This window comes from Nitrosovibrio tenuis (assembly GCF_900109785.1).
Lineage (GTDB): Bacteria > Pseudomonadota > Gammaproteobacteria > Burkholderiales > Nitrosomonadaceae > Nitrosospira > Nitrosospira tenuis_A.
In genome coordinates, this window is record NZ_FOBH01000002.1 from 146,850 (window position 1) to 171,442 (window position 24,593).

Here is a 24,593-nt window from a genome sequence, read left to right on the forward strand (position 1 = left end):
GGTCGCCGCTCCTGCAATTAAAATAACATTCCTGTCCTCATCTCTATTGGAATTGTCCAGAAAGACTGGCTAGCCAATGAGCCCGTTTAGATCCCCCTTCCGTAAAGGGTTACTGTTGATCCTGCCGCATCGCCGGAACGTGCGAGAACTCTTACGGATTCGAGCGCCCTTACGTCCATGATGAACCAACCCGACCCGACCGCTTGCGTCGTAAGATCTCCGCTCGCTCCGATCAATAGCCCGGCAGGGGCAGTATAGTTACCCGCTGCGGAATAGAGCGTGATGTAATCGCCGCTCGCGTGAAAGCGCACCTGAATTTTAAAGGCAGCGAGCGGGAATTTCTCCACCTTTACCTGTATGGCCAAGCGTTCCAGGGTGTCTATGGATATCGTTTCCAACGTCTGGTCCCCGGCATTAGTGAGAACCGCGACGCGATTTATATTTTTAGGAGTATTCATGGGACCTCCGTATAGTGATACATCGACTGATATTCATCATTAATATGGTGGTGCTGCGAAGGTAAAGTAAGCACGATCTCAGACATATGAATGTCGCCTTCTGGGCGATAAGCACATGACTGCGTTGCCGCTATTAACCGGACAGCGAGCAGGATGCGGTAGGTAATTGGCTGCGGATGAACGGTTCTGGTGACTTCATCTTCAGCCCCAAGGTGCAACTGCGGCGTCGACCCGGTAACCACTTCATATGATTAAATCCGAAGTATTATGCGCGGCGTCAGGCATAAGCTTGTCTTCTATCATCAGTGCGTCCGGTTCGACTGAAGGGGCTAGTCCAATGACCGCTACTCCTATATAGCGTATCTGATAGAGAATACAACTCGCGCCGGTCTGCCGAATCGCCTCAGTAAAAAATGATTGAAGAAGTGTAAACGGTGCTGCCGCTATCTCAATCACCTCGATGCACTTGATGCCTCATCCGTGCCGCCCCTGTTATCTCATCCGTTCACTACACCCGACATTCAGCTTGGCAAAACACACCTGATACGCATATTCAGCACGTGATAACGGAGTAATCATCCCAAACGCCCGCACTTGGCAGTGCAAATACGCCACAGGATACGCCGCACTTAACGCCGTCCAACGCATGAAGCGTATCGGGTATTTCCTCGCAGAAATTCCCGTTGATATACAGCCGGAACCGGCCGCCGCGGCAAACAACTTTCATTATCGATCCCGCAGGCAGTTGTGCCTCAACACCGTCCGGTCCTACCACCGGCCTGTCGAGGGAACCGACATTGCCCGCGACGATAGACTGTATTACGTTTCCTGTACCTAACGCGCCGGGTACTCCCCATCTATAATAATTAGCGGCGTCGGCGCCCCTGAATAGTAGCCACGTATTATTTCCGGAAACTATAGTAGCCTGTACCGAGTAATCAACAGACGGGCATGTGACCAACCCCCTGTTATTGCCCACCGTGCCAAAGGACAGTTGCCTCGTCTTTATGACGAGCGATCCGACATCAACAGTCATAGCCGATCCGACAACGGGGGTACCGACCGCACCATTGGCTCTGTTGTAATTATCCAGAAAGACGAACTTGCTATCGGCAGCGCCCGTAACCATTGCGGTTACTGCCTTGCTTCTGGACAGGGCTTCAAGGCCTGACTTCCAGTCTTCCCTTAACATCTGAAAGCCCCCATTAATCTCGCCGATATACAGACTCATACCCAAACTTCCGGCGAGATCTTGAGTCAGGCAGATCGCCGACCTGTAGTATCCCGATTCCGTTGACACCCTGCGCACACGAAAAGTGGCCCCATCGTCAAGCGATTCCGCGAACCATATATCGCCGCCGGACTCATTCCCGTCTGTGCATACACCTAGAATACGGCCGTCCGGGACTCTTTGGAAATGAGAATGCCACCAGCCCCGACCTAGAGGCTGAACCATTGTAATGGCGCTAAATGCCCCCCAGCCCGAATATATGCTGGAGCCCGATGTGGCGGCGACTTGGACAACTGCCGGGCCGCCTAAAGCACCGCCCGCCGTAGCTCTGTTGTGGACAATCAGCTTCCAGTTAGTCCCATTGAACCACACGCATGGGGTATATAATGTATTGGCCGTAGCGCCGGTACTTTCCGGAAGGTCAACTATGCTGACCGGTGCGGACCAGCTAATCCCATTAGTGGATTCGGACACTTTTACCTGAGAGTGACCTGATGCATCGTGTTGTGAACTCCATATTAGATACAATGTCATCCCATCAGGGGCCTGCGCGAGTGATGTATCCATGTTATTTCCCACGGCAGGTTTTGGTATCAATGGATTGGTTACCCCAGCCGGGACAGACCAATTCCATCCGTCATTGGAGACAACCAGGCAGGGATTTTCATACTGTACGTCTGAGGAAGGGAATGGCGTGAAAATTCCCCAATATCTATACCCATTCCAGCCATCGGAGAAAAACAACGGTGCCAGGTATAAATTGGAGGTGTTGGAGGATATGTTTGACGGTTGGGGCAGGCGCAGCCGTTCTCGATCGGACGCCCGCATTTGATCGAAAAGGTCAAATGTGGGTGCGGTTTTTGTAACCATTGTTATTCTCCCTGTATGTTGGTGGGTTCGTAGCGAATACCTTACTCGTTACTTCGGGATGCGGGCAATAGGCACATGCGTCGCTTCTCTATTTCTAGCACAGATCTCAAGAGACTAAGGAGTTCTGGTGGGGGTGGTTACCCCATGTTTACCTTATGCTTGTGCGAACCACACCAAAAGGTTTCGTTTGAATTAAGGAATCACTTGCTATTCGAAAAAGGACAGGCTTGGTTGCAAATGCATTTGAATATTTATTCATTTTCCACCCTTTGATGCACCGTCTGCCCCTATTGTTGGGAGTTGCAGCGGAGGCTCTGGCAGCCCTACAGCTCTGGCTGAGGCCGGACAGTTTGGTTGTTGTGCTGCTCGCCGTTGTTTTTCACACTCTCGCATCCTTTTTTTTTGCACAGGGTTTCTGGCAACTCCTCCCGCGTCGGTACAGGCTGCCCCCGCGGAGAAGTCTGGGTTTTTTATTTTTAATTTTGTGGGTTTTGCCGGTACTCGGCGTGCTGGGCATACTATGGAGTATAACCAGCGCCCTGAAACGTCCACGTAGCCGTTCCGCACGAAATATAAAGACTATTCCCTCGCCTGAGCTGCCATTTTCGCCGCCTGTCATTTTTCCGATGCCGCCCTACAGCCAGGGTGCGTTGCGCCAGATCGTGCACTTTGCCGAACGGCCCTTGAAGCGCCTTAAAGCAGTCATGGCTACGCGATATATGTCTCCGCGCGACGCGATGATGGTATGGGCCAAGGCCTCGCGTGATCCTGTCGATGATGTGCGGCTGCTGGCTTATGCCATGAAGGATGACAATGAAAAAGCACTTACTGGCCGTATCCTGGCTTTGACAGAAGCATTGCCGGACATGCCCTCGCATATGCAGGTCGCCTGTCATAAAACAATCGCCGCGTTATGCTGGGAACTGGTGTATCACCGTCTGGTGCAAGGCGCGCTCAGGCAACACTGGTTGAAAACCGCACGGCGTCATCTGGAGCTTGTAGTGGCTCCATCCACATCCGCTGCAGCCGATTCGGTCGATCCGGATAGCTGGCTATTGTATGGACGAATTCTATTGGATTCGGGCGAACTCGCCTCCGCAAAAGCGGCTTTTGCCAACGCACGGGCCAACGGCATTGACGAGCAGAAAATTCTTCCATGGTTTGCCGAGATCGCCTTCGAGGAGCGAAAATTTGACGAAGTGAAGCGCTATCTATCGGCACTCGGCCGTTCCGGCGAAAAAGGAAGGGGGCTGGCCCAGATAAAGGCGTGGTGGAACACATGAATACTTTCGGGTCCGGGGCGGGCAAGATGGCTGTACAACTGGAGGCAGTATCAGTGGATGCAACGGTTGCGGACATTGCTTTGCTGCTGGAAGGGACCTACCCGTATATCCGGGGGGGTGTGTCGTCCTGGGTGCATCAAATTATTAGTGGTCTGCCGGAGATCAGGTTCGCTGTAATTTTTATGGGCGGCACGCAGGAAATGTACGGCTCTGCGCAGTATCAATTCCCACCCAACGTCACCCACGTTGAAACACATTATTTGCTGCGCCAAGACAAACACTTCAAGCCGAGTGCGCGCCAGGGAAATCGCGGAGCTTTTGAAGCTATGGACGAGCTGCACGGGTACTTGCGGCAAAGCGGAAAAATGCCGGACGAGCAAATGATCAGCGCCTTAACCAGACTGGGTTCGGCGGAAGGAATCAGCCACGAGGATTTTCTATATAGTAAAGCTTCATGGGACTACATTACGCGGCAATACCGGGAGCATTGCACCGAGCCTTCGTTTATCAACTATTTCTGGGCCGTGCGCGCCATGCATGCGCCCTTGTTCGTACTCACGCGTATCGCGACCGGGCTGCCGTCCGTACGCGCCGTTCATGCCATTTCAACGGGGTACGCGGGTTTGCTGGGCGCGATGATCCGGCTGCGGCGCAATATTCCGTTCCTTCTAACCGAGCACGGCATTTATACCAAAGAACGGAAGATCGATCTGGCTCAGGCAACGTGGATTCATGATCACAATGATGACGTATGTAACACCCTGCACGACGAAATGGGGTATATCCGCGGACTCTGGATTAAATTTTATGAACAGATCGGCCGCATGGCGTACGCGCAAGCGTCCCCCATTGTCAGCCTGTATGAAGGCAACCGCCTGAGGCAAATTGCGGATGGCGCGGCTGCAGAAAAAACACGTGTTATTACCAACGGCATCAACCTGCAGCGCTATCAGGTCGCGTTTGAGAAACGCCCGAACGATATCCCGCCTATTCTGGGGTTGATCGGACGCGTTGTACCCATCAAGGATATAAAAACATTTATTCGGGCATTGCGGATCCTGATCGATGAGCGACCCGACGCCCAAGGCTGGATTGTGGGTCCGGAAGATGAAGATCCCTCGTATGTAAGCGAGTGCAAGGAATTGGTTGTCAGTCTGGGCCTGGAAAATCATGTCCGATTTCTGGGATTTCAAAATGTGCTTGAAATTCTTCCCCAACTGGGGTTGGTCGTATTGACCTCGATCAGCGAGGCGCTACCTTTGGTGGTACTGGAGGCGTTTGCCAGCGGTGTACCGTGCATTGCCACGGATGTCGGTTCCTGCCGGGAGCTCATCGAAGGACGTGGTGAGGAGGATCGTGCCCTCGGTACAGCGGGAAGCGTTGTATTCATCGCGGACCCTGAAGGGACCGCAAAAGCAGCGCTTAAGCTGCTTGATGACCCGGAGCGTTGGCGCGCCGCGCAGCAGGCAGGACTTCAACGCGTGAAGCGTTACTACGACGACAAACTAATGTTTTCTTCCTATCGCGATCTTTATGCACAGGCTCTGAACTCAGATCCTCAACCCCTGGCACAGCGGAGGGCAGGTACCTGACATGGCGGGCATAGGCTTCGAAATTCGCAAAATTCTGGAGCGCGACAGTTACTGGTCGGTATTGCGCGCCTATGGTTATGCGGGCCTGGTGAGCGGTGGCCCCTGGGCCCTCTCGATACTGAGCATCATGATGATTGGCGTTCTTGCCGTCACCCTGGATGTTGCGCAGCAGGAAGTCAACGCCTTCCAGATTTGCGTAACCTACCTCATGGCCACCTCGTTGATCTGGAGCGGCGGCATGCAGCTGATGTTCACGCGTTTCGTGGCGGATCGGACTTACGCGGGCGAACAAGCCGAGGTGCTTCCCAACCTTTTCGGGGTCCTGATGGTCACCATGGTCGGTGGTTTCGCCTGGGCCGCGCCCATCATTTTCTGGCTATTCGATGGGCCGTTTTTCCAGCAGTTATTGCTGCTGTGCAATTTCGTGGCACTGAGCGGCTTGTGGATCGCCCTTATCTTTTTATCGGGCATGAAAGCATACAGGCGGATCGTTTGGACGCTAGCGAAGGGTTACTCCCTAGGAATTGCGATAGCGCTTGCGGCGGCGTCATGGGGGCTGAATGGCCTGTTACTGGGCGTGTTGATCGGGCACAGTTACCTGTTATTTTCGTTTTTACACCACATAGTGCGCGAATATCCGGGAAACGCGCTGCTTAAATTCGATTTTCTCAACCGCAACCGGAGCTTTTACAGTTTATTTGCCGTCGGCACTCTTTATTACCTGGCCGTGTGGGTCGACAAGTTCATTTTCTGGTTTATCCCGCATACCTCCGAAGCGGTGATTGGTCCGCTGAGAGCTTCCATCATTTATGATCTTCCAATTTTTCTGGCTTACCTGTTCATCCTGCCCGGCATGGCAGTATTTCTGGTCAGCATGGAAGCCGATTTCGCCGAACAGAACGAGCGTTTTTACCGTGCCATCCGGGAGGGAGACACGCTTATGCATATAGAATACAGGCGGGACCGGATGGTTTATGCCGCGCGGCAAGGCATTTACGAGATCTTCAAAGTGCAAGGCATAACGGTTGCGCTATGCCTCCTGTGGGGCAGGGACCTTCTGCATGCAATCGGCATTTCTCCGCTATACATACATTTATTTTATATCGACGTCGTGGCAGTGAGTGTGCAGGTACTGCTGATGGCGATACTCAATGTGCTCTTTTACCTCGACGCCCGCCGGGAAGTGCTGATCATTACCACATGTTTTTTTGTTACTAACCTGGTATTCACTGGAGCCACCCTGCAACTCGGCGCTGAGACTTTCGGCTACGGCTTTGCTGCTTCTGTCACGCTGTCCGCCTTTCTCGGCCTGTTTATCCTCTCGCATAAATTCAACCGGCTGGAGTACGAAACATTCATGCTGCAGAATTAGCGAGGGAGGGATTATTCAGAAAGAAGGCGGGCAATATCGCTGTGGACCGAGCGTGCCGGCTGCGTCCGTGGTTGAGAAGCGGATTCGGGATACGAAGCGCTTTCATCCTGTCTGTCAGCATTTACGAAGCGCTAAAAGGCCGTAATGGGGCCGCAACGGAGCTGCCAATGGGGCCTCTGCCAACAGGGCTGGTAGCCAGGCAGTCAGGCAGCGTCGACAAGATTTACATTCAAGCCGGCTTGGCGCGGGGTTATCTGGACCGATCCATCGATCACAACCGGAACATTAGTTCCCGTTGAACTCCATAAATGTTCACGTAATGGATCAGAATCCTGAAGTGAGCCGAGCAGCTTTTTGATTGCTTGCTGTTTTTTGTACTGGCAGACGTGGGCTGTTCCTATATTGCCCAGTCGATGATCCAATTTTTCTGCGGCTCCGTATACGCGCCAGGCAGCAAGCGGAACTTCCGAACTCTCTACAATGTTGAGGGCATTGGTAACATGCAGACTAGCCTCATTCAACGCTTCTTCTTTTATGGCAATCTCTGCAAATAACCAATAACTGAGCGCCAGATAAGTATTTTCAGGTGCGCCCGCCGCAAGGTCGTGCAACCGTTGGGCATAATGCCGCGCTTTTTCGAAATCTCCCACCGATAACCAGGCTTCGCTCGCTCCCTGGCAGGCGGGAAAGGAATAGTTACGCGATATGGGAAGTGAGTCGTTTTCCTCCGCTTTGAAAAAGGTTTCGAAGCAGCGGATGGCACCCGCGTAGTCTCCTATCCCAAGTAATGCCTTTCCATATATGGCCGAAAAATGGACCGAGATAAACACAGCCCAAGGCCCAAGATTTGGCGGCAACGCTTCTTCACAGTATGTTTTGGCACTTTCAAAATCGCAGGCCTCCACGTACAGCCAAGCTGTCAGGATCTGGCCGTGCAAACGCAGGGGTAGAGTTGCATCGTTACAGTTGCGTTCAAACGCACGCCGGCTTTCCTCTGCAATCTGGCGTAATTTTCCCCACTCGCCCAAATGCAGCAAAGCCAATCCATAATAGTAATGCCCAACCATAAATATATAGCCATCGCCCAACGTACGGGATAATGCCAGGGCCTCTTCAGCCGTCGTACAGGCACTTCTATAATTCGAGGCCAGCAACTCGATATAGATATGCTGTGTTAGTCGCGAGTGCAGTACAAGCGGGTTCGAGCTGGTGCGAGCCACATTCATCGCCTTATGGCAGGCCCTGGCGTAATCTGCGCACCATGGACCAAACAAGAGGTTCAGCCCGCCCCACATACCCTTGACCAGCGACTGAAGAATTCCGTCATCAAGATCTTTACTGCGCGCCATCGCTTGTTCCGCCAATTCAAGACATTCCCGACGATCCAGCCATACCGAGACACGGCTCAATTCGAGAAGGGCCAAAACCTCTGCCCGGCGGTTGCCCGAGGCTTTGGCCGTGGCGAGCATATTTTCCAGGTCGGCTTTAGCGCCAGCTATTTCACCCATGGAGCGGCGTATTGCCGAAGAGTGTTTCAGGAGATCGATGCGTGTTTCGGCCTGCTTTTCCTGCGGCAGCCGCTCAACCATGCCCAACGCACGGACGAGATAGTCGTAGGCCTCGCGATTCGCGAACCGCTGTGCCGCATTGGCCGCTGCTTGCGTCAGATAACCAACTGCTCGATTCCAGTCCCATCCCTTTTCAAAATGCAGGGACAATTCAGCGGCATACTTCAGATCCTGTTTGCCGTGCAATCGTTCGAGGCATTCACCAATGCGTAAATGCAACCTTATGAGCTCGCCGGCGGAAAGCCGTTGATAGAGCACCTCGACATATAAAGCATGGCGGAACGCATAGTTACAGACAGCCTCGCCCTGTACACCCCGCTCCATACCATCCGAAAGCAATATGTGGCCACGCCTGACCAATGTATCGCAGCAGCGATCTACCTCGGCCATCTGAATATCGAGTACCGCACTGAGCAGTATCGCCGAAAAGTGAGAGCCTATTGCGCTGGCGACTCCCAACAGGTGTTGCTCATCAAAGCTCAATCGTTCAATCTCGCGTTCGATCACGCGGCGGATGGTATCCGGTAGCGCCTTATCCACTACTATATCCGGGGACAGGGGCCAGCCCTGGTGTTGACTTACCAAATACTCGGTCAGATTGGAGACAAACAGGGGGAGCCCACCGGTCCTGGTGAAAAGCGCCTGGCTTACTGAATCCGGAATTTCGATATCAGGGAAACGCCGGATCAGGTAGCCCTTGACCTCATCCAGGGAGAAGGGATCCACAGCGATCTCGGAGCTGACGCCGCGCATCTGCAGCTCATCGTGGATCAAGGCAATAGGGTGAGTATGCAGGCTGGCATCGACTGGCCGATAGCTTGCCACAATCATAATGGGCACCGGCTCATTGCGGCGCGCGAGTAAGCTGAGAAAGTCCAGGGTCGCGTGGTCGCTCCAATGTAGATCCTCCAGCACCGCAATCAACGGCGTATCCTTGCTTAAGGCTTCGAGCAGCTCGCATCCTTCCCTTACCATGCGCTCACGGCTCGCGCCGAAGATTTCGCGCTGGAGCGCTTCTCGCTCTTCCAGTTTCAGTACTGACGGAAATTGCGCAAGCCAGACCGGCGCGTGGCGACGTAGAGACTCGATCAGTTTGCTGCCTCCTGGTGCACGGCAATGTTTTTCCATTGCCTCGATCATGGGAAGCAGGGCCTCACCCTGACCAAAATGCTTGACACAACGCATGCGTAAGACCATCGGAGCATAGTCGCCCACCTGGTCGAGAAACATTTCAATCAGGGTTGTTTTGCCGATTCCAGGCTCGCCTGTCAGGAAAACAACCTGGCGCAAGCGTTCCAGCGATTTTTGCCAGATAGTCAGCAATTTGGCTTGAACCAAATCGCGGTCGATCCAGTAGCCTGATCTGTTGGTTAGCCGATCCTCACGGCGAGCGCTGATTGCAGACTCTTCCGTTTTCTTCGCAGGTTGAATTTCAGTAACCGGCGCAGCAAAGCGGTAGCCGCGTCGAGCGGCGGTTACCAGATAGGTTGGAGCATGGGCATCATCTCCCAATACCTGGCGCAGCTCGTTAATGCAGACTTTCAGCACCGCCTCGCCGACGCAACGATGCTGCCACACGGCGTCCAGCAACTCATCCTTCGTCACGAGCTGGCCGTGCCGTTCAATCAAATAACACAACGCAGCAAAACTCTTGGGCCGCAATGGCACCACCTGATCGTTGCGCCAAAGCGTGGCATTGGCTTTGTCCAACCTGAAAGGGTGGAATTCCCAGCAATTTATCTGCATGTCGGTATCCCTAAAAATGGTTTTGCCATCTTAAAAATCTATTTGGAGTCGGTCCAAACACGATTTAACCAATATTTAACCTTTTCGTTACTACTTTTTCGTTGAATTTGCATATCGTTCAATTCCCCAACCCCGATTATTAAAATTCGGAGGAGCAGATAATGAAAAAATCACCACTTATAGATCTGTTCGGCTTAAGCGAAGATCCGCTGGATAATAACCGGCTGGATGAGTTATTTTATCGCCTCGAACTGGAAATTATCACCTCGAATTCCATGCCCGACAACGCCCTTTTCGATCCTGAAAGGCAGGTCATCGACAGCTTCATCATTATCTAACGTCATCGCCGAACCGGAGGTTTATTGGCGTCTTTTTTTGACATTTGTGAACTGCTCATCCCAACCAACCTGTTACTGCACGACTCGTGGAAAGACTTAAATATCGTCGGATTCGCGGGAAGTCCGTAGACTTCTTCCTAGAATTTCCTTCGCGGGTTTGAACGACCATATACCTGCTAATCCCCAACGCGTCGAATTGCCGTTTTCCACTTTCTAGGATTTCCTTGGTCTTAGCATCGATCTTTGCACCGATTCATTACGACCGGGACCGGCGGGCTATCGAATTACTCGTCAAGGGTCGCCTTAGCTTGTGCCCGGTTCATATTATTCGCTCCCATGTTCCTAAGCCAATCGCGGCCTTTGCGTTTTCCGCATGGCGAAAACCGACCTTGGAATTGACCTGTTTTCTTGACAGTGTTCCTTGTTCTAAAAATTTTGTTACAGAGCTAAGCTGACACGCTGTTATAAAAAAATTGCTGGTCATTGCGATGAGGTTTCAAATGGACGTTACCAATGGTGTCGAAAATCAGCTCATCAGGCTTCAGGATATATCCGGTTTTCTGGAAGCGGACAGTCTCGACGACAATCTTATGCAGTTGGCGGAAAAGACGGCCCAAATTCTGGAAGCTCAACATTGTTCGATTATGCTTTTGAATGAAGGCGAACCTGAAAATCCGCGCATGAGAGTTTGCGGCAGTTATGGCTCGCTGGCAGCAGCCGCATACAAGGAATCGGTGCATAAGGGAGAGGGTATTGCCGGGCATGTAGTTGCCACCGGAAAATCCCTCTTTATCGAAAATATAGACGAATCCCAGTTCGCCGATCGGGCTCGCCGCGGCAAGGATTCACACAAGAGCCTATTGTGCTCGCCGATAAGAATTGATGCCGGGATTGTGGGGGTGGTCAATGTGACGGGTTACAAGAACGGAAAATCGTTCAGGCCGGGTGATCTGAATTTGCTGGATGTCGTAGCCATGTTCATAGGTAAATCGATTCAGACGCTACAGCTTCAGAGTATTTTGAATTCCCGTTTCGCACAAATGGCTCTGATACAGGAGATGCAACAAAATGTCGGCAGCTCATTGAAAAACGTTTTGCATAAACCCGATCAAATAGCGAAAATCATGGCGAAATCCTTTTATAAGGAAATGACGCGCGCGGGCTTCGGCTCAAGTCAGGTAATCAACGTGGCATCGGACATCATTTCCCAGCTAAACAGCAATTTGCAGCGGCACGGTAAACGGGTTGCGCGAACGATTGGAAGCGCGATGCCGTCAGTTGGCGATTAGATCCACTCGCTCCCGAACGCGGGAGCGGGTTGTACGCGCGGGACTTCCTACGCACGAGGAACGGTTCCACGCTGATTTTACGGTCTTCCAGACCTTTTTGGTGTCCAGTTTGCTGTCCAGTAACGAAGCGTCCAGTTTAGATTGGGCTTGCTTTTTATTGGTGGTCGTTCGAAAAATCCGGTTCGTCTATCCATAGGCGTTAATGCGGCGTAACCCGACGTGAAGCACTTTGCTATTCGTTCACCTCTTTCCATTTTGCCGCGGCGAGGCAAACCGCTTCGCGCAGGGTGGCGCCGCTGGTTTTGATTTCATTACAGTACACGATAAAGCCGCCCCGATAGTGTGGGGTAGGGCGGTTATAAATTGCCTGGTCGCAGTATTCGCCCAGCCAGTCCAGTATTTCTGTATCGGTAAGGCCAAGAGGGGCCGGATGGCGTTCGATCCACAATTCTTTCCAGCTCGACTGCCGTCCGACCCTGTTTCCCATAGTTAAGCGCGTTCCCCTGATTTTATTGCATTGCCCTTTCAAGTCGGGCGAAGTTCCGCGCCAGGCACGGCCTGGGCATTTCTTTACGCCTTTCCCTTCCCTAACCGCTTGTCTTTCCGCGCCACCGGGGACTTATCGGATCGAGGCTATGCCGGGTTGGGCTACGCATCTGTTTCACGGTCTTTCAATCTGCCGCGATGTGATGCGGCATTGAGGGGCATGTTACAAGCAATTCTTGTAGTTGTCAAGGATAACTTGTAAACAGACGGGCAGCATTCGGTTTCACAGTCGAGCGGGGTCGCCGAGAGTGAGGAGGGGAGGCATACAGAGAGAGAGCGGGAAATTCTGGCGCAGTAAGCTTGACTGACTGCGCTTTCGCGGAAAATGAGCCGCTGGTTCGAGCTCTACCGGTCAGGAACAGAGGTGTTCTTGATTCGCGGTATATATCAAGAAGACGGTGCTTTTTTATTAGACGTGGGCTCTGCTCTGTTTTACACAAAAGGGCCGCATTTCAATGCCTACCTGACTGGGACACGAATGAACGGGGTGATATTGGGATCGCGCTCATGCGTTCTGCCTGGGCCATATTCGACAACGCGGCCGTCTTTCAGTATGACCGAATAATCGACGAGATCCTGCATGGCGCCTGAAAAATATGACCAGGCGCTGGTACGCCGCTCAAGATAGAGCAATACTTCATAATCGCCGTTTCGCTGATAACCATCCGGATCGCCTGCAACGTTTATAACTTCGGCTTTGGTCATACCTTCATGCAGGCCGGTCATCTTGCCTCCCATGACGCATGCGGAAAGGATCATGGCGCTTAACAGGGAAAACACGACCGATTTCATAATTTTGCTCCAGAAATAATACAGTGAATCTATATTATAGGCTCAGGAGAACGGGAGCGGCACGAACGGTAGCGGTACCTCTGGGAGCGAGATTAACTCTCCAGTTCCTTGATGAGCAAAGCCACTTCCGCCACTTCCCCCAGGACCGCCTTTACCGCCTTTTCAAGGGGAAACTTGCGCGTTTCAATTTCGTGCAGGTGTTCGGGAAATTGGGAGATATATTGCTTCTGCATTGCGCGAGCCTTTTCCGAAACGTGGAAGGCGAACAGCATTTCCACAGCATCGTAAGGTGCGGAGCTCATCGCGCCTTTCATGACATTTCTTCCTGCGATGCGTGAGCGCTGACTGCGCCGGAGCCGCCCGAGCCTTCCTCCTGGAGTGATCTCTTACCCTTGCCGTAATCGTTATTGAATTTCATACAGTCTCCCCGAATACTCATCTGATCTTGTTGATTGACGCGTTTGAGTACGCCTTGATCGGTTGCGCAGAGACTTCTCAACACGTTTTTCAGGCTCGCCCCGTGGCCAATTCCTCATTTGGCAGCTTAGCCGCAACGTATTTATCCCTCCGATTTACCAGCCATGTGGTCAACCATTGCCACCACCATTACCACCCCCATTGCCAACTGATTTGCAACCAAGCTGCGAATTCAGGTTTCGGTTTAATCGTGGATCAGCTATGGGAACGATCAATTAGCCGGTTTTGTAACCCAAGATTCTGCCACGCCTGTCGAGCTTACGGCGGTCTGGCTGGTGTCTGTGGTGTCGCCGTCTATCTGCCGATTGCCGTCTTTCCTCGAACCTTTGTTCTGTCCCCGGACAGCCGACGCGGAGGAAATGCGGGGGGCGGGTGAGGAGCCAGATCCGGTGCAAGCAAAGGTTTCCGGTCTTTGGGGGCCGCCTCCTCAATTTGCTCTCCGCCAACAAGAGCCTTGCTTATTGTCACCAGACGGACGGCATCTTCCGGCGACATGCGCCGCATCGCTTCGATAACCTGATTGATGAGAGGATCATTAGCTGAAAGAGTTTTTGCAGGCAGACTCGCCGGGGCTGCTCCCCCGGATTCGGGCCACTTGGCTTCGGCTGGCGCGGCCCCTTCCAATTTTCCCGGCTCCTCCGGAACGATGCCAAAAAGCATTAGCGCGGGCGGTAGATTGAGCACTTCCGCAATCTTGTTCAATCTTTTTCCCCGCGGCTGGGTTGCTCCGGCTTCCCATTGCTGGACAGCCTGAGGGGAGACGCCAACCAGTTCGGCCAATTGCGACTGATTCAGGTTAAGTTTCTCGCGCGCCTCGCGGATGATCTTCGCAATGTTCATGGTTTCATGATACAAGCAAAGCTTGTGATCTGTTTACAAGAATTACTTGACTATACAAGTCATTCTTGTAATAATGCTTGTATTGGAGGTTGGGAACATCAAAAAGTTGCAGCTCACTGGTAGAGGCGCGAATTTAGCCGGCCCAATGCATAAGTTCATATCCAAACAGATGGAGCTATCGTGAATTATTACGAACGATATTGCGGCGATTATCAACGCGACACGGCGCACCTTTCTCTCGCTGAGCATGGCGCATATACGATGTTGCTGGATACATATTTTAGCGTGGAAAGGCCGCTGCCCAGCGATCTCACCAGCCTCTACAGGGTCTGCAGAGCAATGACGCGGCTTGAGCAACAGGCTGTGATGGCGGTTGCCGAGCAGTTTTTCCCCATTTCGGAGGTTGATGGATTGCGCCACAACCAGCGTGCGGATCGTGAAATCGCCAAAGCAAGGCCGAAAATAGAAGCAGCCCGGATTAACGGCAGAAAAGGGGGCCGCCCCTCCAGGCAGGACACCTTCCGGGAAGCCCGGCAGGAGGCTTCCCGCATTCCTGATGGGTTACCCGTGGGTTCGGGCAATTTAACCGACGAAATATGTTCCGGCCAACCCGACGGCAAAGCTCGCCAATTCCAGCACCAACTCCAGCACCAATTCCAGCACCAACTCCAGCACCAACCTGATAAAGGCCCGAATACAGGTTGTACCCCGGCTATTTGTTTAACCGGGGAGCAGGGGTGCGAACCGGGCCGTGCGCCTGATTTCATTTCAGCCTCAACAATTGGTGACCGCTACACCGAACACACCGAACACACCGAACCGTCTCTCCCCGAAGCCCCCCAGACCGAATCCCCTCTGATCAAATCCTCGCATACCGAGTCCTCTCCTACGGAATCCTCTCATACCGAATCCCGTGACAGCAAAATTTTCCATTCAGCGCCACCCGGCATGGCGGGAACATGCTGCAAAACGCTGGTCCGTAACGGCGTGCGGGATTGCAACCCTCATCACCCGACGTTTGTGGCGCTATTGCAGGCGGGAGCAGTGGAGGAAGAGTTTCTGCACGCCGCACAACACGCTGCAGCCAGGGGAAAAGCCAGTTTCGCTTATGTCGTTGGCACAGTGAAGCGGCAGCGCGAGGAGGCCGCCAAACTGGTTTTGCACCAGGGCCGCATGCCCAACAGGCAGGAATTGCTGGAGTCCTCCAACAGGGCGGCCGCCAATGGCTGGCGACCCCCGGAGCTGAGAGAACCAGAGCTGGGGAAGACAGAGCCGGGGGGACCAAGGGAAGTACAGCATGCGGATCGATGATTTTCAGAAGTTCCATGATGGAATTGCCGGTGTCATGAGTTTTTATGGCAAAAGTGTATCCGGCTTCGCACTGGATGTCTGGTGGACAGCGCTCAAGGTATACGACCTGGCTGCGATCGTGGATGCTTTTAATCGTCATTTGGCAAACCCCGATGCCGGGCAGTTTGCGCCAAAGCCCGCCGACATCATCCGCATACTGCAGGGCTCATCGCAGGATGCGGCGCTGAGAGCGTGGGCTAAAGTCGATCTCGCGGTACGCCGCGTCGGAACGTATTGCGATGTGGTGTTCGACGATGCACTGATTCATCGCGTGATCCAGGACATGGGCGGCTGGATTGCGCTGGGTACGAAAGCCGAGAATGAATGGCCGTTCGTGGCAAAGGAATTCGAAAATCGTTATCGGGGATTCTGTTCGCGTGGAGAACTTCCGCAGTATCCGGCGACCTTGATTGGGCTCGCGACCGCGCACAACTCCAGGAAAGGCTTCAGAAGCGGCACACCGGTGCTGATTGGTCAAGAACAATTGGCGAGGCAGATATGGCGCGGCGGCACGGATCAGCCCGTGCTTGGCCTGAAACGCATGAGCGACAATCTGGATGGGATCGTGGACGGGGCACGGGAAGAGCAGACCGCCCGCAAAACACTACGGGTAAAGCGGGAATAAGCAGCAGAATTTAATCGAGCGAGCAGGAGATGGCAGGTTCAAACGAGGTCTTGGAAAGCACACAGGGAGTAATGAGGTGAAAAAATTCAAATCAGCAACAGCCAGACGAGTATCCATAGCCGTGATTTTTCTTTGTGCGCATGTTGGAGCCTGGGCGAGCGATCCGCTCTCGCCGGAAATCATCCTGGGCCTGGGCAATACCGCCCAAGCCGCGGCAGCCGCGGGGGCTTCTGCCTCGTCCAATCAGGCTCAGACGCAAAGTCAAATACAAACGCAGGCCCAGACTTCAACATCCACTGCAACAGGAGGGCAGGGCGGGTCCGCCAACAATGCCGGAAACAGCCAGACCGTGAATCTAAACGGCTCGCGGGCGACCTATAACCCCAACATAGGGCTTGGACTAATGGTCCCTACGGCACCCTGCCGGGACACCTATTCGGTTGGGGCTTCGGCTGCAGGCATGGGCGGAGCGCTCGCCTGGTCGAAAGCCGACCGGGAGTGCCGCTGGCAGGACATTGGCGCTGCGTTTATCCGCGCGGGCTTTGTGGAAGACGGGCTCGCCATGTGGTGCGCTATCGAAGGGGTGGAGGATATCGCTCCGACATGCAGGCGATTGAAGACAGCAAAACAGCTCCCGTTGCATGCCGAGGAGATAGCAGGGCGCCTACTGGAAGAATATTAATGACAAAGTAATAAACCCGGAAGCATAAATCTACACTCACGTTTTTACCGACCAGGAAACCTGAGCCAATTAACAATCGAAAAAGGAATATGACATGAAATTCAGCAATGCCGAGCATGCTCTCAGATGGTCTTATGAAACCAGCAATAAGCCAATTGTAAAAATCTCGTCGGTCAATGAAATGCGAGGGCCGGAGAAGATAGATGGGGGGGCTTCAAGCGACGAGCTGACCGCACATGACTATCATGCCCAGGCGGCGCTGATATTGGGATTGTGCGAGCGCGCATTATCTCCATTGCATATGGCGTACGTGAGAGTGCAATTCGGCCGTGAAGCAAGCGGATTCGATATGCTTGCCCGCCACCTGGCCGCGAATTTCGGCACAGGGGTACACAGCCGCAGAGGCATCGAGCAGATCATTCGCGCCTACTGCGGGCAAAAAATCGGGCTGCGCGAGATGAGAAAATCCATGTCATGCGGAATGCTCAAGGCGGCGACCCTGCGCAACCAGGGGTACGACGTGCTGGATAAGATCCACTTACAGGCGATGGATATTTTATATAGAGAAATGGAGAACCGTGGCTTATTGCGGAGTGCCGTTACGCGCGAGCTGGCTTAGTCAGGAGCAGTCAGATTAGCGCAGCGTGGTCTGTGAAGCTCATCATCATTACTGTAGCTCGTCCGACGCCTGGCTGATGGGTGTGGTGAAGCAGGTCGGATTAGCGATAGCATAATCGATGGAAGAGATGCGTTCGCCGGCGCACAGACCCCCCATGCCCTATCATGAAATGCTGGTAGCCCTGTTGGCAACAGTAAGCGGGATATCAAATTTCCGACGTTGCCAAGACGGTGATTTCCTTTTGAAGAGCTCGACCATGAAAGAAAACACAGTCATTGTTTCAGCGGCGGCGAGCGCGCTGTTCATAATATTGACCGGGTGCGAAAGCCAACAGCCGCACGAGGAAGTCCGACCCGTCGATTGGTACGAGGTAAATTCAGCCGAGCGGGCCGCAAAGCTGGCCGAATGCAGAGCCAATCCGGATCAACTCGATGCGACACCGAACTGTATAAACGCCAGCCGTGCCGAAAATAACGTAAAGGCCCCTGCCAAATGGGGAACGGAAAAAGAAGGCGTAAGAACTCCTGCAACAATTTATGATTGAGATCGGCTAACGAGTTAGCTGTCCGCAATTGCCCCATTGACACCGGAGATCGATGAGGCCGCAGAACTCTTTGTGGAAAAAAAGAGTAAGAGTGGGGATCGGAACGTCCTCTGCTGAATATGCCTCGGATATGCCTTCGGAAATATTCTTTAAGGATATGGCCATGCGCGGCGTTCGCAGGCGGCCTCCGAAACGACCAAAACGGGTCATGAATATAGCGTTGGGAGCTCTGCCATTGACTTCTTGCGCAAAAATTGCCGAATCCAGGCCAGATTTTTGGAATGAGCAGATTTTACCGATCATCGGTGTGCCAGACAGTACGAACGGCAGACCGACAATCGGCCAGCAGTAATCCTGTGGGTCGGATTAACGAAGCGAATAATCCAAATAATCCGATTATCCTTCAGCAATTCCGGGCGAGCAGCCTGCGGCGCCGCGACATGACCGCGGCCACCAAACCAAGGCCAGCCATGAACATCGCATAGGTTTCCGGTTCAGGAATCGGGGCGAGCAGGAAGGCATGATCTACATTCGAGACGGAATTATGCGCATCCCCCACGATCCAGCCATTGTCATTTATACCGTATGCTCGCACCAGCACCCAGCCGGCATTCACCGCGCTGACATCGAGAAAACTGTTGAGGTCGGTTGCGGTGGAGCCATTCCACAGGGTGGCGTGCGTAATGCCGTTGGCAGTCTCGGCCCATCCGGCCATCAGGCCAGCCGCATTGATCGCATGAGCTTCGCTTAATCCCCCACCCAGCGTACCGAGGTCGGTTGCGGTGGTGCCATTCCACAACGTGGCATGATAGGAGGAGTCACCAGTGAGATATGAAGAGCCCACCACTTGCCCGGCATTGTTGATGCCGTAGGCTTGGCTGGACTGCCCTCCAAGTGTGCCCAGGTCGGTCGGTGTGGTACCATTCCAGACGGTGGCACGTTTAGTGGAACCGTCGGAGAGATAGGAATCGCCTGCCACTTGTCCGGCACTGTTGATGGCGTAGGCTTGGCTGGTCTGTCCCCCGAGTGTGCTCAGTTCGGTCGGTGTGGTGCCATTCCAGAGCGTGGCGTGCCGGGGGGCGCTCGCGGAAAAGGTAGCTCCCGCCACTTCACCGGCGTCATTGATCGCCAAGGCTTCGCTGTGATACCCCGCGGGTCCTGCCAGGCCGGTCGCTATAGTGCCATTCCACACGGCTCCATGTTGTGTGCGGAAGTCAGGAAGTTCAGAATCGCCCACCACCTGACCTGAATTATTAATGCCAAAGGCATGGCTGTAGCTCCCGCCCAGCGTACCCAGGTCGGTCGCCGTAGCGCCGTTCCAGAGCGTGGCGCGGTAGGCGGAGCCACTTGCACCGGATGGAAGGGAATATCCGGCAACTTGGCCAGCATTATTGATCGCGCGGGCAAAACTTTGCCCACTTGATGTCCCAAGGTCGGTAAAGGAATAGGGAGTATCGGCGGCGCCGGCCTGGCTCACGCCAGCCAGCAACACACCCATGGTAAGTAAGGCAAGACTGGAGAATTTGTTCGTATTCATTTTTAATCCCCTTGATAACATTAAAAAAACCTACAGTTCAGAAAAGCTCGGATTGAAGATGCCAATCGTCTCCTCCAGGTATTCCTGAGGTTCAGAACGGCGTTACCAGTTCTAGTTATAGCTTATCCGTGAGCAAGTTTTCTTTTTGTGGGACAAAAATCGAATTTTTCCGCATATTCTGTTTCGGCATGAGCCAGCTATAGCCCGGAAGATCCAATATGCGGATACCCGTCATGCTGACGTCATAGGTAAGGCTCCACATTTATTCTTTCCTAAATTTTTGGTATGCGCAGCGTTTTGCTGATCATCAGCGAACCAGACAGTACAAACAGTAGAGCCAGCGGATGCAATTTCCACGGCCCGACCGTCCACACTCCCCAGTAAAGGTCTTCGCCGAGCCGTCCCGTCCAGGCAGCCAGCAGGAGCACCCCGACCAGAACAATGCTGGTGGGAATGGGCGTGCCCTCGAAATAGGCGACTTTATCAGCGCCTGCCGAGAGCGTCTCCGCGGTGACATTGAATCGCGCCAGCCGGCTGACACCGCAGCATACGAAATAAGTCAGCGCTATCCAATCCCAGCCGCCATGCAGTCCCGCTGCGAAACCCAGCGCCGCCGGTGCAATGCCAAAGGAGAGGATGTCCGCCAGCGAGTCGAGTTCTCGTCCAAAAGGGGAGTGCTGATGCCGCCATCGCGCAATGCGTCCATCGAGCACGTCAAATATGAATGCTCCCGCCATCATCCCCGCCGAGCTGAAGAAATGAACGACCGACCGGCTTTCAATGTAGAGCATGGCGAAAAATACGGCGACTACACCGCAGGCCGCATTGCCCAGCGTGAAGAAGTCCGCAAGCTGAAAGCTGCGTATCATCGAGAAATGCTTGGGACGCTCGGAGGAGGGCATCGAGTTCGTTTAATATTTGAGTAAGCCGTGTGCGGCGTATGCGTATAGCGGGCGTACAACCAGCGCAAAAACAAACGGCGGATAATTCATTGTAGTCAATGATGAGGCGAGCAGCCGGAGCTCAGGCAGATGACGATTTGCTTTTTGGCATGGAACCCGGCGCCCTGTATCGATTGTCCATGTCCAATGGTTCCATGCTTTATGTTGAATGCACTGGTTACAGGGTTATAGAAGGCGCTGGTGGACATATCGACAGTAGTGAACAATGGTGAGCTTGACGATGGGCGGCGCCGATGGCTGCGAACGTTCGTCGCATGCACCACGGCGATGGCTATGGATGCATTCGGCGCAACCTCCCCGAGCAGGATATTCACCCTCTTTACGTTCGGCGATTCAATCCTCGACTGCGCCCGATATAATGAATATGGCGTGCATCCGGGGCAATTGATTGTACGCAATGATGACTGCCTGTTCCCCGGCTTCAAGGGCCGCGATCTGTTTTCATTCGGACCTGCGCAGCTCGATCACCGCGCACAGGACGGCGCCCTGGTCGATGATCTTCGACGGCAAGCACGAGGGCTTCAGGTGGCGGGGCCGGCGGTCGCGTTGGTAACAATCGGAGGCAACGATCTTATCGAAGGGCTTGCAGCGGATCGTGGCGAGGGCATCGAACGCTTCAGACAACGGCTGGACGCATTCCTGCGGACGCTGCCCGTGCGACCAGTTCTGCTCGGCACCGTTTACGATCCGACGTTCGGCGACGACTCACGCAATTTTCTGAATGTCGATCCGCGAATTGCCCGCCCAAACTTTAACCGGATGAATCAGGTAATCAAAGAACTCGCTTCGCGTTACGGGCAACTCATCGATATTCATCAGCATTTCCTGGGTGGTGATCCCTCCTGGTTCACGCAGACGATCGAGCCGAGCCTTCGAGGCGCATCAGAAGTGCGCGCGGCGTTCCTTCCGGCTGTGCTGAAGGTCCGCGATGAACAATGTGGAGGTGCTGCTTGATGCAGATGATAGACATCGGGTTTCAGCCTGCGCTGAAAGTGGCTCATTATCACGGAGTCCTCGGTCCTCACGGCTCGGCCCCGATGGCGGGCCACCTGTTGATCGATTCTATCGGACTATACTCCCTGTGGGTGCCTGGATGATCACATCGCCCAAGGGACCTCAGGTCTATCGTGAGATCACTTATGTCAAATACGCCTTAAGCGCATATTTTTCACGGTCTATTTCGCGACGCGTGCGAAAGCCAAGACGGCGCAGTATGGGTACGGGCGGACACCAGCCTTGCAGCCCATGCTGCAACAGGAACGAAAGAACGGTACCCGACAGCGCAAACCACCTTTTATCGACGGTGAGACCCAGCACAAGCCCCGTCAAAGCCAGCGACGAAGCATTGACTTCAATTACCCGTTCGATGTCCCACTCTTTATCCAACTGATGAATACGCGCAAGAATGGCCTCACGGCTGGCTCCGATGTAGCGCCGGATATTGCGGTCAGTCTGGCGATCAATTTCAACGTTGCTATGTGATGGAGTGGAACGTCGTACCCGGTCGGCGGCAGATATGGTAGCGTCTGCCCGATTTGGTGAATTCATGACTTTCTCAAATTGAAGTATTTGTGTCGTAGGTAGAAGGTACTCAGAGGGTACTCCGAAGTACTCAGTTTTCCATGAACACCTTCTACCTTTCCGCCATCCAGGCGGTAAAACTGCACGATGCCTCGTTTTAACGCAATCCGAGAAAGCTTAAGATAGCGAGAAGGATGACAATAAAGCCTACCCACCAGATAATGCTGTTCATGAGGTTTCTCCTCCAATGTCGATTTATATGAAAGCGAACAAGCCGCTGGTAGCCACTGGTCCGACTAGTCCGCTCACTTGACGCCCATTGTCTCCTCGTTTGAAATGGTTTTCTGCTCGCCAGCGCACATACAGCCTTAGCCAAGCGTCGGTTTCGGTTACACCTCAAAATCAAGGCTGCCAGTCATCGTGCAGGAGAGGTGCTGGCTTTTTTTGCGGTTTCATTACCCGTCCTTTCGTCCGCGCTGCCCGTCCGCGTTCCACAAGATCGCCACGCCAAGGACTGCTGACGCTATCGAGCCGGCGAACACAGCAATCTTTGCAGCAGAGAAATCGGATTCGACTGGAAATGCCTGGCTAGCAATGAACAGCGACATGGTGAAGCCGATGCCGGCTAGTGCGCCGGCTCCGATTAATTGGCGCCACGAATATTCATCAGGCTTGGTGGCGATTCCGAGCCACACAGCGATGACTGATGCCGACACCAATCCCAGGGGCTTGCCGATCACCAATCCGACGATAATCGCAAGCATAAGCGGTTCATGGCCGGTGAGTGCATCCGCCGTAACCGCGACTCCTGCATTGGCCAAGGCGAACAGCGGCAGCACAATGTAGCTCGACGGGCCACCAGCATTTCGCAGCAGGCGATCGGCCGGCGATTCCAGGCGATCGTGGATTGCGTCGAGCGCTCGCATCGCCGGAAGCGAGGGGCCGTGCCGCAAGACCTCGCCGCTACGTCGTGCCTCTGTAGTCAGGATCGCATCCGCCTGGACCATCATTGCCGTCAGATTCGGGGGCGGCCTTGTCGGAATGAACAGCGCCAGGATCACGCCCGCCATGGTGGCGTGAAGTCCGCTTGCGAGCACGCAGGCCCAGAGCAGGACGCCCAATAGGACGTAGGGCGTGACGCTGTAAATATGGAAACGGTTGAGGAGAGCCAGCGTCGCAACTATGGCCGAGGCCCCCGCGAGATAGCCGAAGTTCATCGTGCCGGAGTAAAAGACCGCCACGACGATGATCGCGCCGATGTCGTCGACGATAGCCGCAGCCGTCAGGAAGACGCGCAGCTCGGCCGGCACGCGGTTTCCCATCATTACGATCAATGCCACAGCGAACGCTGTGTCGGTCGCCATCGGAACCCCCCATCCGTGCGACCAGGCTCCCGCAGGAATCACTAACAGGTAAAGGATCGCCGGCGCCACCATGCCGCCGACGGCCGCCGCAACGGGCAGGGCTCCCGATCGTACACTGGCTAGGCGGCCGACTGTAAATTCGCGCTTGATTTCCAGCCCCACGACTAGAAAGAAGATCGTGAGCAGACCATCATTGATCCAATGGAGTAAGGACATCCTGAACTCGGCGTCACCGAGTGAAACGCCCAGATACAGCTCCCACAGCGCCACGAAGCTGGCGCCAAGGCTGGAATTTGTCAGAGCCACAGCAAGAATCGTCGCCAGCAGGAGCAGGACGCCCGCCGAGGGCGCCCAGTCGGCAAAGTCGAGCGCTACGCCCCGCAACCTGTGCCCTGGGGCACCGAGCATCGCATCAGCGAAAGAGCTTTCATCCCACGGGTCATCATAGCGGCGACCATTGATAAAGAATGTCGGCGTGACCAAGGCGTGGCTGACTTGGGCGCTCTTTACATCGGCGTGGACGCGCGCCTTGGCACGCTCGTCGGCCTCCCTAGCTTTATCAGCGTCTGGTAGCGGCACCTCCAGATCGCGGGCAACCGCAATCAAATCCTCCTCTGTCAACGTCTCCGAACGTGTCATCAACGCGATGTGGGCGTCCCAAAAGCTTTGGGCGTCTTTCGCATGCTCCACTAACTCGGCGGCCCTCAGAGCAATATCGCTTCCAGTTAGCGGGTAATGCCGGAATACATAACGAAGACGATCGCCCAGCTGATCACGAACCTGAGCTATTCTCTCATTCGCAGCACGGCAGTACGGGCATGCGTAGCTTCCGTACTCTACCAAAGTTATTTCAGCGTTCGCTGGACCGAGCGTGTGGTCGTAGTCGTTATCGACCCGACGATCGAGCCTGCTGCTAAGTTTCACCTGCGACACAGAATGGGCTCATCTTCGCTTCACGTTTATATTTCGGCCAAATTGCGTCAACCG

General features: G+C 54.0%; 22 protein-coding genes. 11 read left to right on the forward strand and 11 right to left on the reverse strand.

Features of this window, described 5'->3' with window-relative positions; translation table 11 throughout:
- Positions 1 to 86 precede the first annotated feature (86 nt).
- The gene (locus tag BMX00_RS03395) at positions 87 to 458 is read right to left on the reverse strand and encodes a hypothetical protein (protein ID WP_090827132.1); all 372 of its coding nucleotides are present in this window, start codon (positions 456 to 458) and stop codon (positions 87 to 89) included.
- Positions 459 to 1,011: 553 nt separating this feature from the next.
- Entirely contained in the window at positions 1,012 to 2,559 is a 1,548-nt protein-coding gene (locus BMX00_RS03405) for a sialidase family protein (RefSeq protein ID WP_143053033.1), read from the reverse strand.
- A 272-nt stretch (positions 2,560 to 2,831) separates the two neighbouring features.
- Here BMX00_RS03405 and BMX00_RS03415 point away from each other — a divergent pair, with 272 nt between their 5' ends.
- Genes BMX00_RS03415 through pelG form a run of 3 tightly spaced genes read left to right on the forward strand, consistent with a single transcriptional unit; the run spans position 2,832 to position 6,806 of the window.
- Positions 2,832 to 3,842, forward strand: a complete 1,011-nt coding sequence (locus BMX00_RS03415; protein ID WP_090827694.1) for a protein PelE — start codon at positions 2,832 to 2,834, stop codon at positions 3,840 to 3,842.
- Positions 3,839 to 5,434: a GT4 family glycosyltransferase PelF gene (gene pelF, locus BMX00_RS03420; RefSeq protein ID WP_090827141.1), complete on the forward strand. Its 1,596-nt coding sequence runs from the start codon at positions 3,839 to 3,841 to the stop codon at positions 5,432 to 5,434. The genes BMX00_RS03415 and pelF overlap by 4 nt, the downstream gene beginning before the upstream one ends.
- Position 5,435: 1 nt before the next feature.
- Positions 5,436 to 6,806: an exopolysaccharide Pel transporter PelG gene (pelG, locus tag BMX00_RS03425; protein WP_090827142.1), complete on the forward strand. Its 1,371-nt coding sequence runs from the start codon at positions 5,436 to 5,438 to the stop codon at positions 6,804 to 6,806.
- A gap of 203 nt (positions 6,807 to 7,009) precedes the next feature.
- Here pelG and BMX00_RS03430 read toward each other — a convergent pair whose 3' ends face one another.
- On the reverse strand, positions 7,010 to 10,120 hold the full coding sequence (locus BMX00_RS03430; RefSeq protein WP_090827144.1) for an AAA family ATPase: 3,111 nt from the start codon (positions 10,118 to 10,120) through the stop codon (positions 7,010 to 7,012).
- Positions 10,121 to 10,281: 161 nt separating this feature from the next.
- Here BMX00_RS03430 and BMX00_RS14525 point away from each other — a divergent pair, with 161 nt between their 5' ends.
- Positions 10,282 to 10,458, forward strand: coding sequence for a hypothetical protein (locus tag BMX00_RS14525; protein ID WP_177171747.1), 177 nt, complete (start codon positions 10,282 to 10,284; stop codon positions 10,456 to 10,458).
- 500 nt (positions 10,459 to 10,958) lie between these two features.
- Positions 10,959 to 11,747, forward strand: coding sequence for a GAF domain-containing protein (locus BMX00_RS03435; protein ID WP_090827146.1), 789 nt, complete (start codon positions 10,959 to 10,961; stop codon positions 11,745 to 11,747).
- Positions 11,748 to 11,979: 232 nt separating this feature from the next.
- On the opposite strand, the gene BMX00_RS03440 is transcribed toward BMX00_RS03435, so the two are convergent.
- The 4 genes from BMX00_RS03440 to BMX00_RS03455 all read right to left on the reverse strand — a co-directional run bounded on the left by BMX00_RS03440 (position 11,980) and on the right by BMX00_RS03455 (position 14,402).
- Positions 11,980 to 12,234 carry a hypothetical protein gene (locus tag BMX00_RS03440; protein ID WP_090827148.1) on the reverse strand — a complete coding sequence of 85 codons (255 nt, stop codon included), beginning with the start codon at positions 12,232 to 12,234 and terminating at the stop codon, positions 11,980 to 11,982.
- A gap of 518 nt (positions 12,235 to 12,752) precedes the next feature.
- Positions 12,753 to 13,085 (reverse strand): hypothetical protein, encoded by a 333-nt coding sequence (locus BMX00_RS03445; protein ID WP_090827150.1) that lies wholly within the window; start codon positions 13,083 to 13,085, stop codon positions 12,753 to 12,755.
- Between the two features lie 92 nt (positions 13,086 to 13,177).
- Positions 13,178 to 13,399 (reverse strand): hypothetical protein, encoded by a 222-nt coding sequence (locus BMX00_RS03450; protein WP_245727640.1) that lies wholly within the window; start codon positions 13,397 to 13,399, stop codon positions 13,178 to 13,180.
- Between the two features lie 457 nt (positions 13,400 to 13,856).
- Entirely contained in the window at positions 13,857 to 14,402 is a 546-nt protein-coding gene (locus BMX00_RS03455) for a helix-turn-helix transcriptional regulator (RefSeq protein ID WP_090827152.1), read from the reverse strand.
- 180 nt (positions 14,403 to 14,582) lie between these two features.
- Between BMX00_RS03455 and BMX00_RS03460 the strand changes: the two genes are divergently transcribed.
- The 5 genes from BMX00_RS03460 to BMX00_RS03480 all read left to right on the forward strand — a co-directional run bounded on the left by BMX00_RS03460 (position 14,583) and on the right by BMX00_RS03480 (position 18,222).
- Positions 14,583 to 15,713: a YdaU family protein gene (locus BMX00_RS03460; RefSeq protein WP_177171748.1), complete on the forward strand. Its 1,131-nt coding sequence runs from the start codon at positions 14,583 to 14,585 to the stop codon at positions 15,711 to 15,713.
- Positions 15,700 to 16,377 carry a DUF6475 domain-containing protein gene (locus tag BMX00_RS03465; RefSeq protein ID WP_090827156.1) on the forward strand — a complete coding sequence of 226 codons (678 nt, stop codon included), beginning with the start codon at positions 15,700 to 15,702 and terminating at the stop codon, positions 16,375 to 16,377. Before BMX00_RS03460 ends, BMX00_RS03465 begins: the two co-directional genes overlap by 14 nt.
- Positions 16,378 to 16,453: 76 nt before the next feature.
- Positions 16,454 to 17,059, forward strand: coding sequence for a hypothetical protein (locus BMX00_RS03470; protein WP_090827158.1), 606 nt, complete (start codon positions 16,454 to 16,456; stop codon positions 17,057 to 17,059).
- 94 nt (positions 17,060 to 17,153) lie between these two features.
- Positions 17,154 to 17,678, forward strand: a complete 525-nt coding sequence (locus BMX00_RS03475; RefSeq protein ID WP_090827160.1) for a hypothetical protein — start codon at positions 17,154 to 17,156, stop codon at positions 17,676 to 17,678.
- Positions 17,679 to 17,934: 256 nt separating this feature from the next.
- Positions 17,935 to 18,222: an EexN family lipoprotein gene (locus tag BMX00_RS03480; protein ID WP_143053034.1), complete on the forward strand. Its 288-nt coding sequence runs from the start codon at positions 17,935 to 17,937 to the stop codon at positions 18,220 to 18,222.
- Positions 18,223 to 18,625: 403 nt separating this feature from the next.
- Here the strand turns inward: BMX00_RS03480 and BMX00_RS03490 are convergent, their stop codons facing one another.
- Positions 18,626 to 19,759 carry a PEP-CTERM sorting domain-containing protein gene (locus tag BMX00_RS03490; protein WP_177171749.1) on the reverse strand — a complete coding sequence of 378 codons (1,134 nt, stop codon included), beginning with the start codon at positions 19,757 to 19,759 and terminating at the stop codon, positions 18,626 to 18,628.
- Between the two features lie 272 nt (positions 19,760 to 20,031).
- Positions 20,032 to 20,661 (reverse strand): CDP-alcohol phosphatidyltransferase family protein, encoded by a 630-nt coding sequence (locus tag BMX00_RS03495; protein WP_090827169.1) that lies wholly within the window; start codon positions 20,659 to 20,661, stop codon positions 20,032 to 20,034.
- 240 nt (positions 20,662 to 20,901) lie between these two features.
- Here BMX00_RS03495 and BMX00_RS03500 point away from each other — a divergent pair, with 240 nt between their 5' ends.
- Positions 20,902 to 21,675 carry an SGNH/GDSL hydrolase family protein gene (locus tag BMX00_RS03500; RefSeq protein WP_245727642.1) on the forward strand — a complete coding sequence of 258 codons (774 nt, stop codon included), beginning with the start codon at positions 20,902 to 20,904 and terminating at the stop codon, positions 21,673 to 21,675.
- Positions 21,676 to 21,858: 183 nt separating this feature from the next.
- Here BMX00_RS03500 and BMX00_RS03505 read toward each other — a convergent pair whose 3' ends face one another.
- Both BMX00_RS03505 and nhaA read right to left on the reverse strand, forming a co-directional pair.
- Positions 21,859 to 22,269 (reverse strand): DUF2892 domain-containing protein, encoded by a 411-nt coding sequence (locus tag BMX00_RS03505; protein ID WP_090827173.1) that lies wholly within the window; start codon positions 22,267 to 22,269, stop codon positions 21,859 to 21,861.
- A gap of 428 nt (positions 22,270 to 22,697) precedes the next feature.
- Positions 22,698 to 24,539 carry a Na+/H+ antiporter NhaA gene (nhaA, locus tag BMX00_RS03510; RefSeq protein ID WP_090827175.1) on the reverse strand — a complete coding sequence of 614 codons (1,842 nt, stop codon included), beginning with the start codon at positions 24,537 to 24,539 and terminating at the stop codon, positions 22,698 to 22,700.
- Positions 24,540 to 24,593: the final 54 nt, after the last annotated feature.

What these genes read in the sequence shown, in the direction of transcription:
- BMX00_RS03440 (WP_090827148.1), bottom strand. Translation starts at nt 12,234, where the DNA reads ATGGGAAACAGGGTCGGACGGCAGTCGAGCTGGAAAGAATTGTGGATC.
- BMX00_RS03415 (WP_090827694.1), top strand. Translation starts at nt 2,832, where the DNA reads ATGCACCGTCTGCCCCTATTGTTGGGAGTTGCAGCGGAGGCTCTGGCA.
- BMX00_RS03475 (WP_090827160.1), top strand. Translation starts at nt 17,154, where the DNA reads ATGAAATTCAGCAATGCCGAGCATGCTCTCAGATGGTCTTATGAAACC.
- BMX00_RS03480 (WP_143053034.1), top strand. Translation starts at nt 17,935, where the DNA reads ATGAAAGAAAACACAGTCATTGTTTCAGCGGCGGCGAGCGCGCTGTTC.
- BMX00_RS03490 (WP_177171749.1), bottom strand. Translation starts at nt 19,759, where the DNA reads ATGAATACGAACAAATTCTCCAGTCTTGCCTTACTTACCATGGGTGTG.
- BMX00_RS03495 (WP_090827169.1), bottom strand. Translation starts at nt 20,661, where the DNA reads ATGCCCTCCTCCGAGCGTCCCAAGCATTTCTCGATGATACGCAGCTTT.
- BMX00_RS03455 (WP_090827152.1), bottom strand. Translation starts at nt 14,402, where the DNA reads ATGAACATTGCGAAGATCATCCGCGAGGCGCGCGAGAAACTTAACCTG.
- BMX00_RS03505 (WP_090827173.1), bottom strand. Translation starts at nt 22,269, where the DNA reads ATGAATTCACCAAATCGGGCAGACGCTACCATATCTGCCGCCGACCGG.
- BMX00_RS03465 (WP_090827156.1), top strand. Translation starts at nt 15,700, where the DNA reads ATGCGGATCGATGATTTTCAGAAGTTCCATGATGGAATTGCCGGTGTC.
- pelF (WP_090827141.1), top strand. Translation starts at nt 3,839, where the DNA reads ATGAATACTTTCGGGTCCGGGGCGGGCAAGATGGCTGTACAACTGGAG.
- BMX00_RS03395 (WP_090827132.1), bottom strand. Translation starts at nt 458, where the DNA reads ATGAATACTCCTAAAAATATAAATCGCGTCGCGGTTCTCACTAATGCC.
- BMX00_RS14525 (WP_177171747.1), top strand. Translation starts at nt 10,282, where the DNA reads ATGAAAAAATCACCACTTATAGATCTGTTCGGCTTAAGCGAAGATCCG.
- BMX00_RS03450 (WP_245727640.1), bottom strand. Translation starts at nt 13,399, where the DNA reads ATGAAAGGCGCGATGAGCTCCGCACCTTACGATGCTGTGGAAATGCTG.
- pelG (WP_090827142.1), top strand. Translation starts at nt 5,436, where the DNA reads ATGGCGGGCATAGGCTTCGAAATTCGCAAAATTCTGGAGCGCGACAGT.
- BMX00_RS03430 (WP_090827144.1), bottom strand. Translation starts at nt 10,120, where the DNA reads ATGCAGATAAATTGCTGGGAATTCCACCCTTTCAGGTTGGACAAAGCC.
- BMX00_RS03445 (WP_090827150.1), bottom strand. Translation starts at nt 13,085, where the DNA reads ATGAAATCGGTCGTGTTTTCCCTGTTAAGCGCCATGATCCTTTCCGCA.
- BMX00_RS03405 (WP_143053033.1), bottom strand. Translation starts at nt 2,559, where the DNA reads ATGGTTACAAAAACCGCACCCACATTTGACCTTTTCGATCAAATGCGG.
- BMX00_RS03435 (WP_090827146.1), top strand. Translation starts at nt 10,959, where the DNA reads ATGGACGTTACCAATGGTGTCGAAAATCAGCTCATCAGGCTTCAGGAT.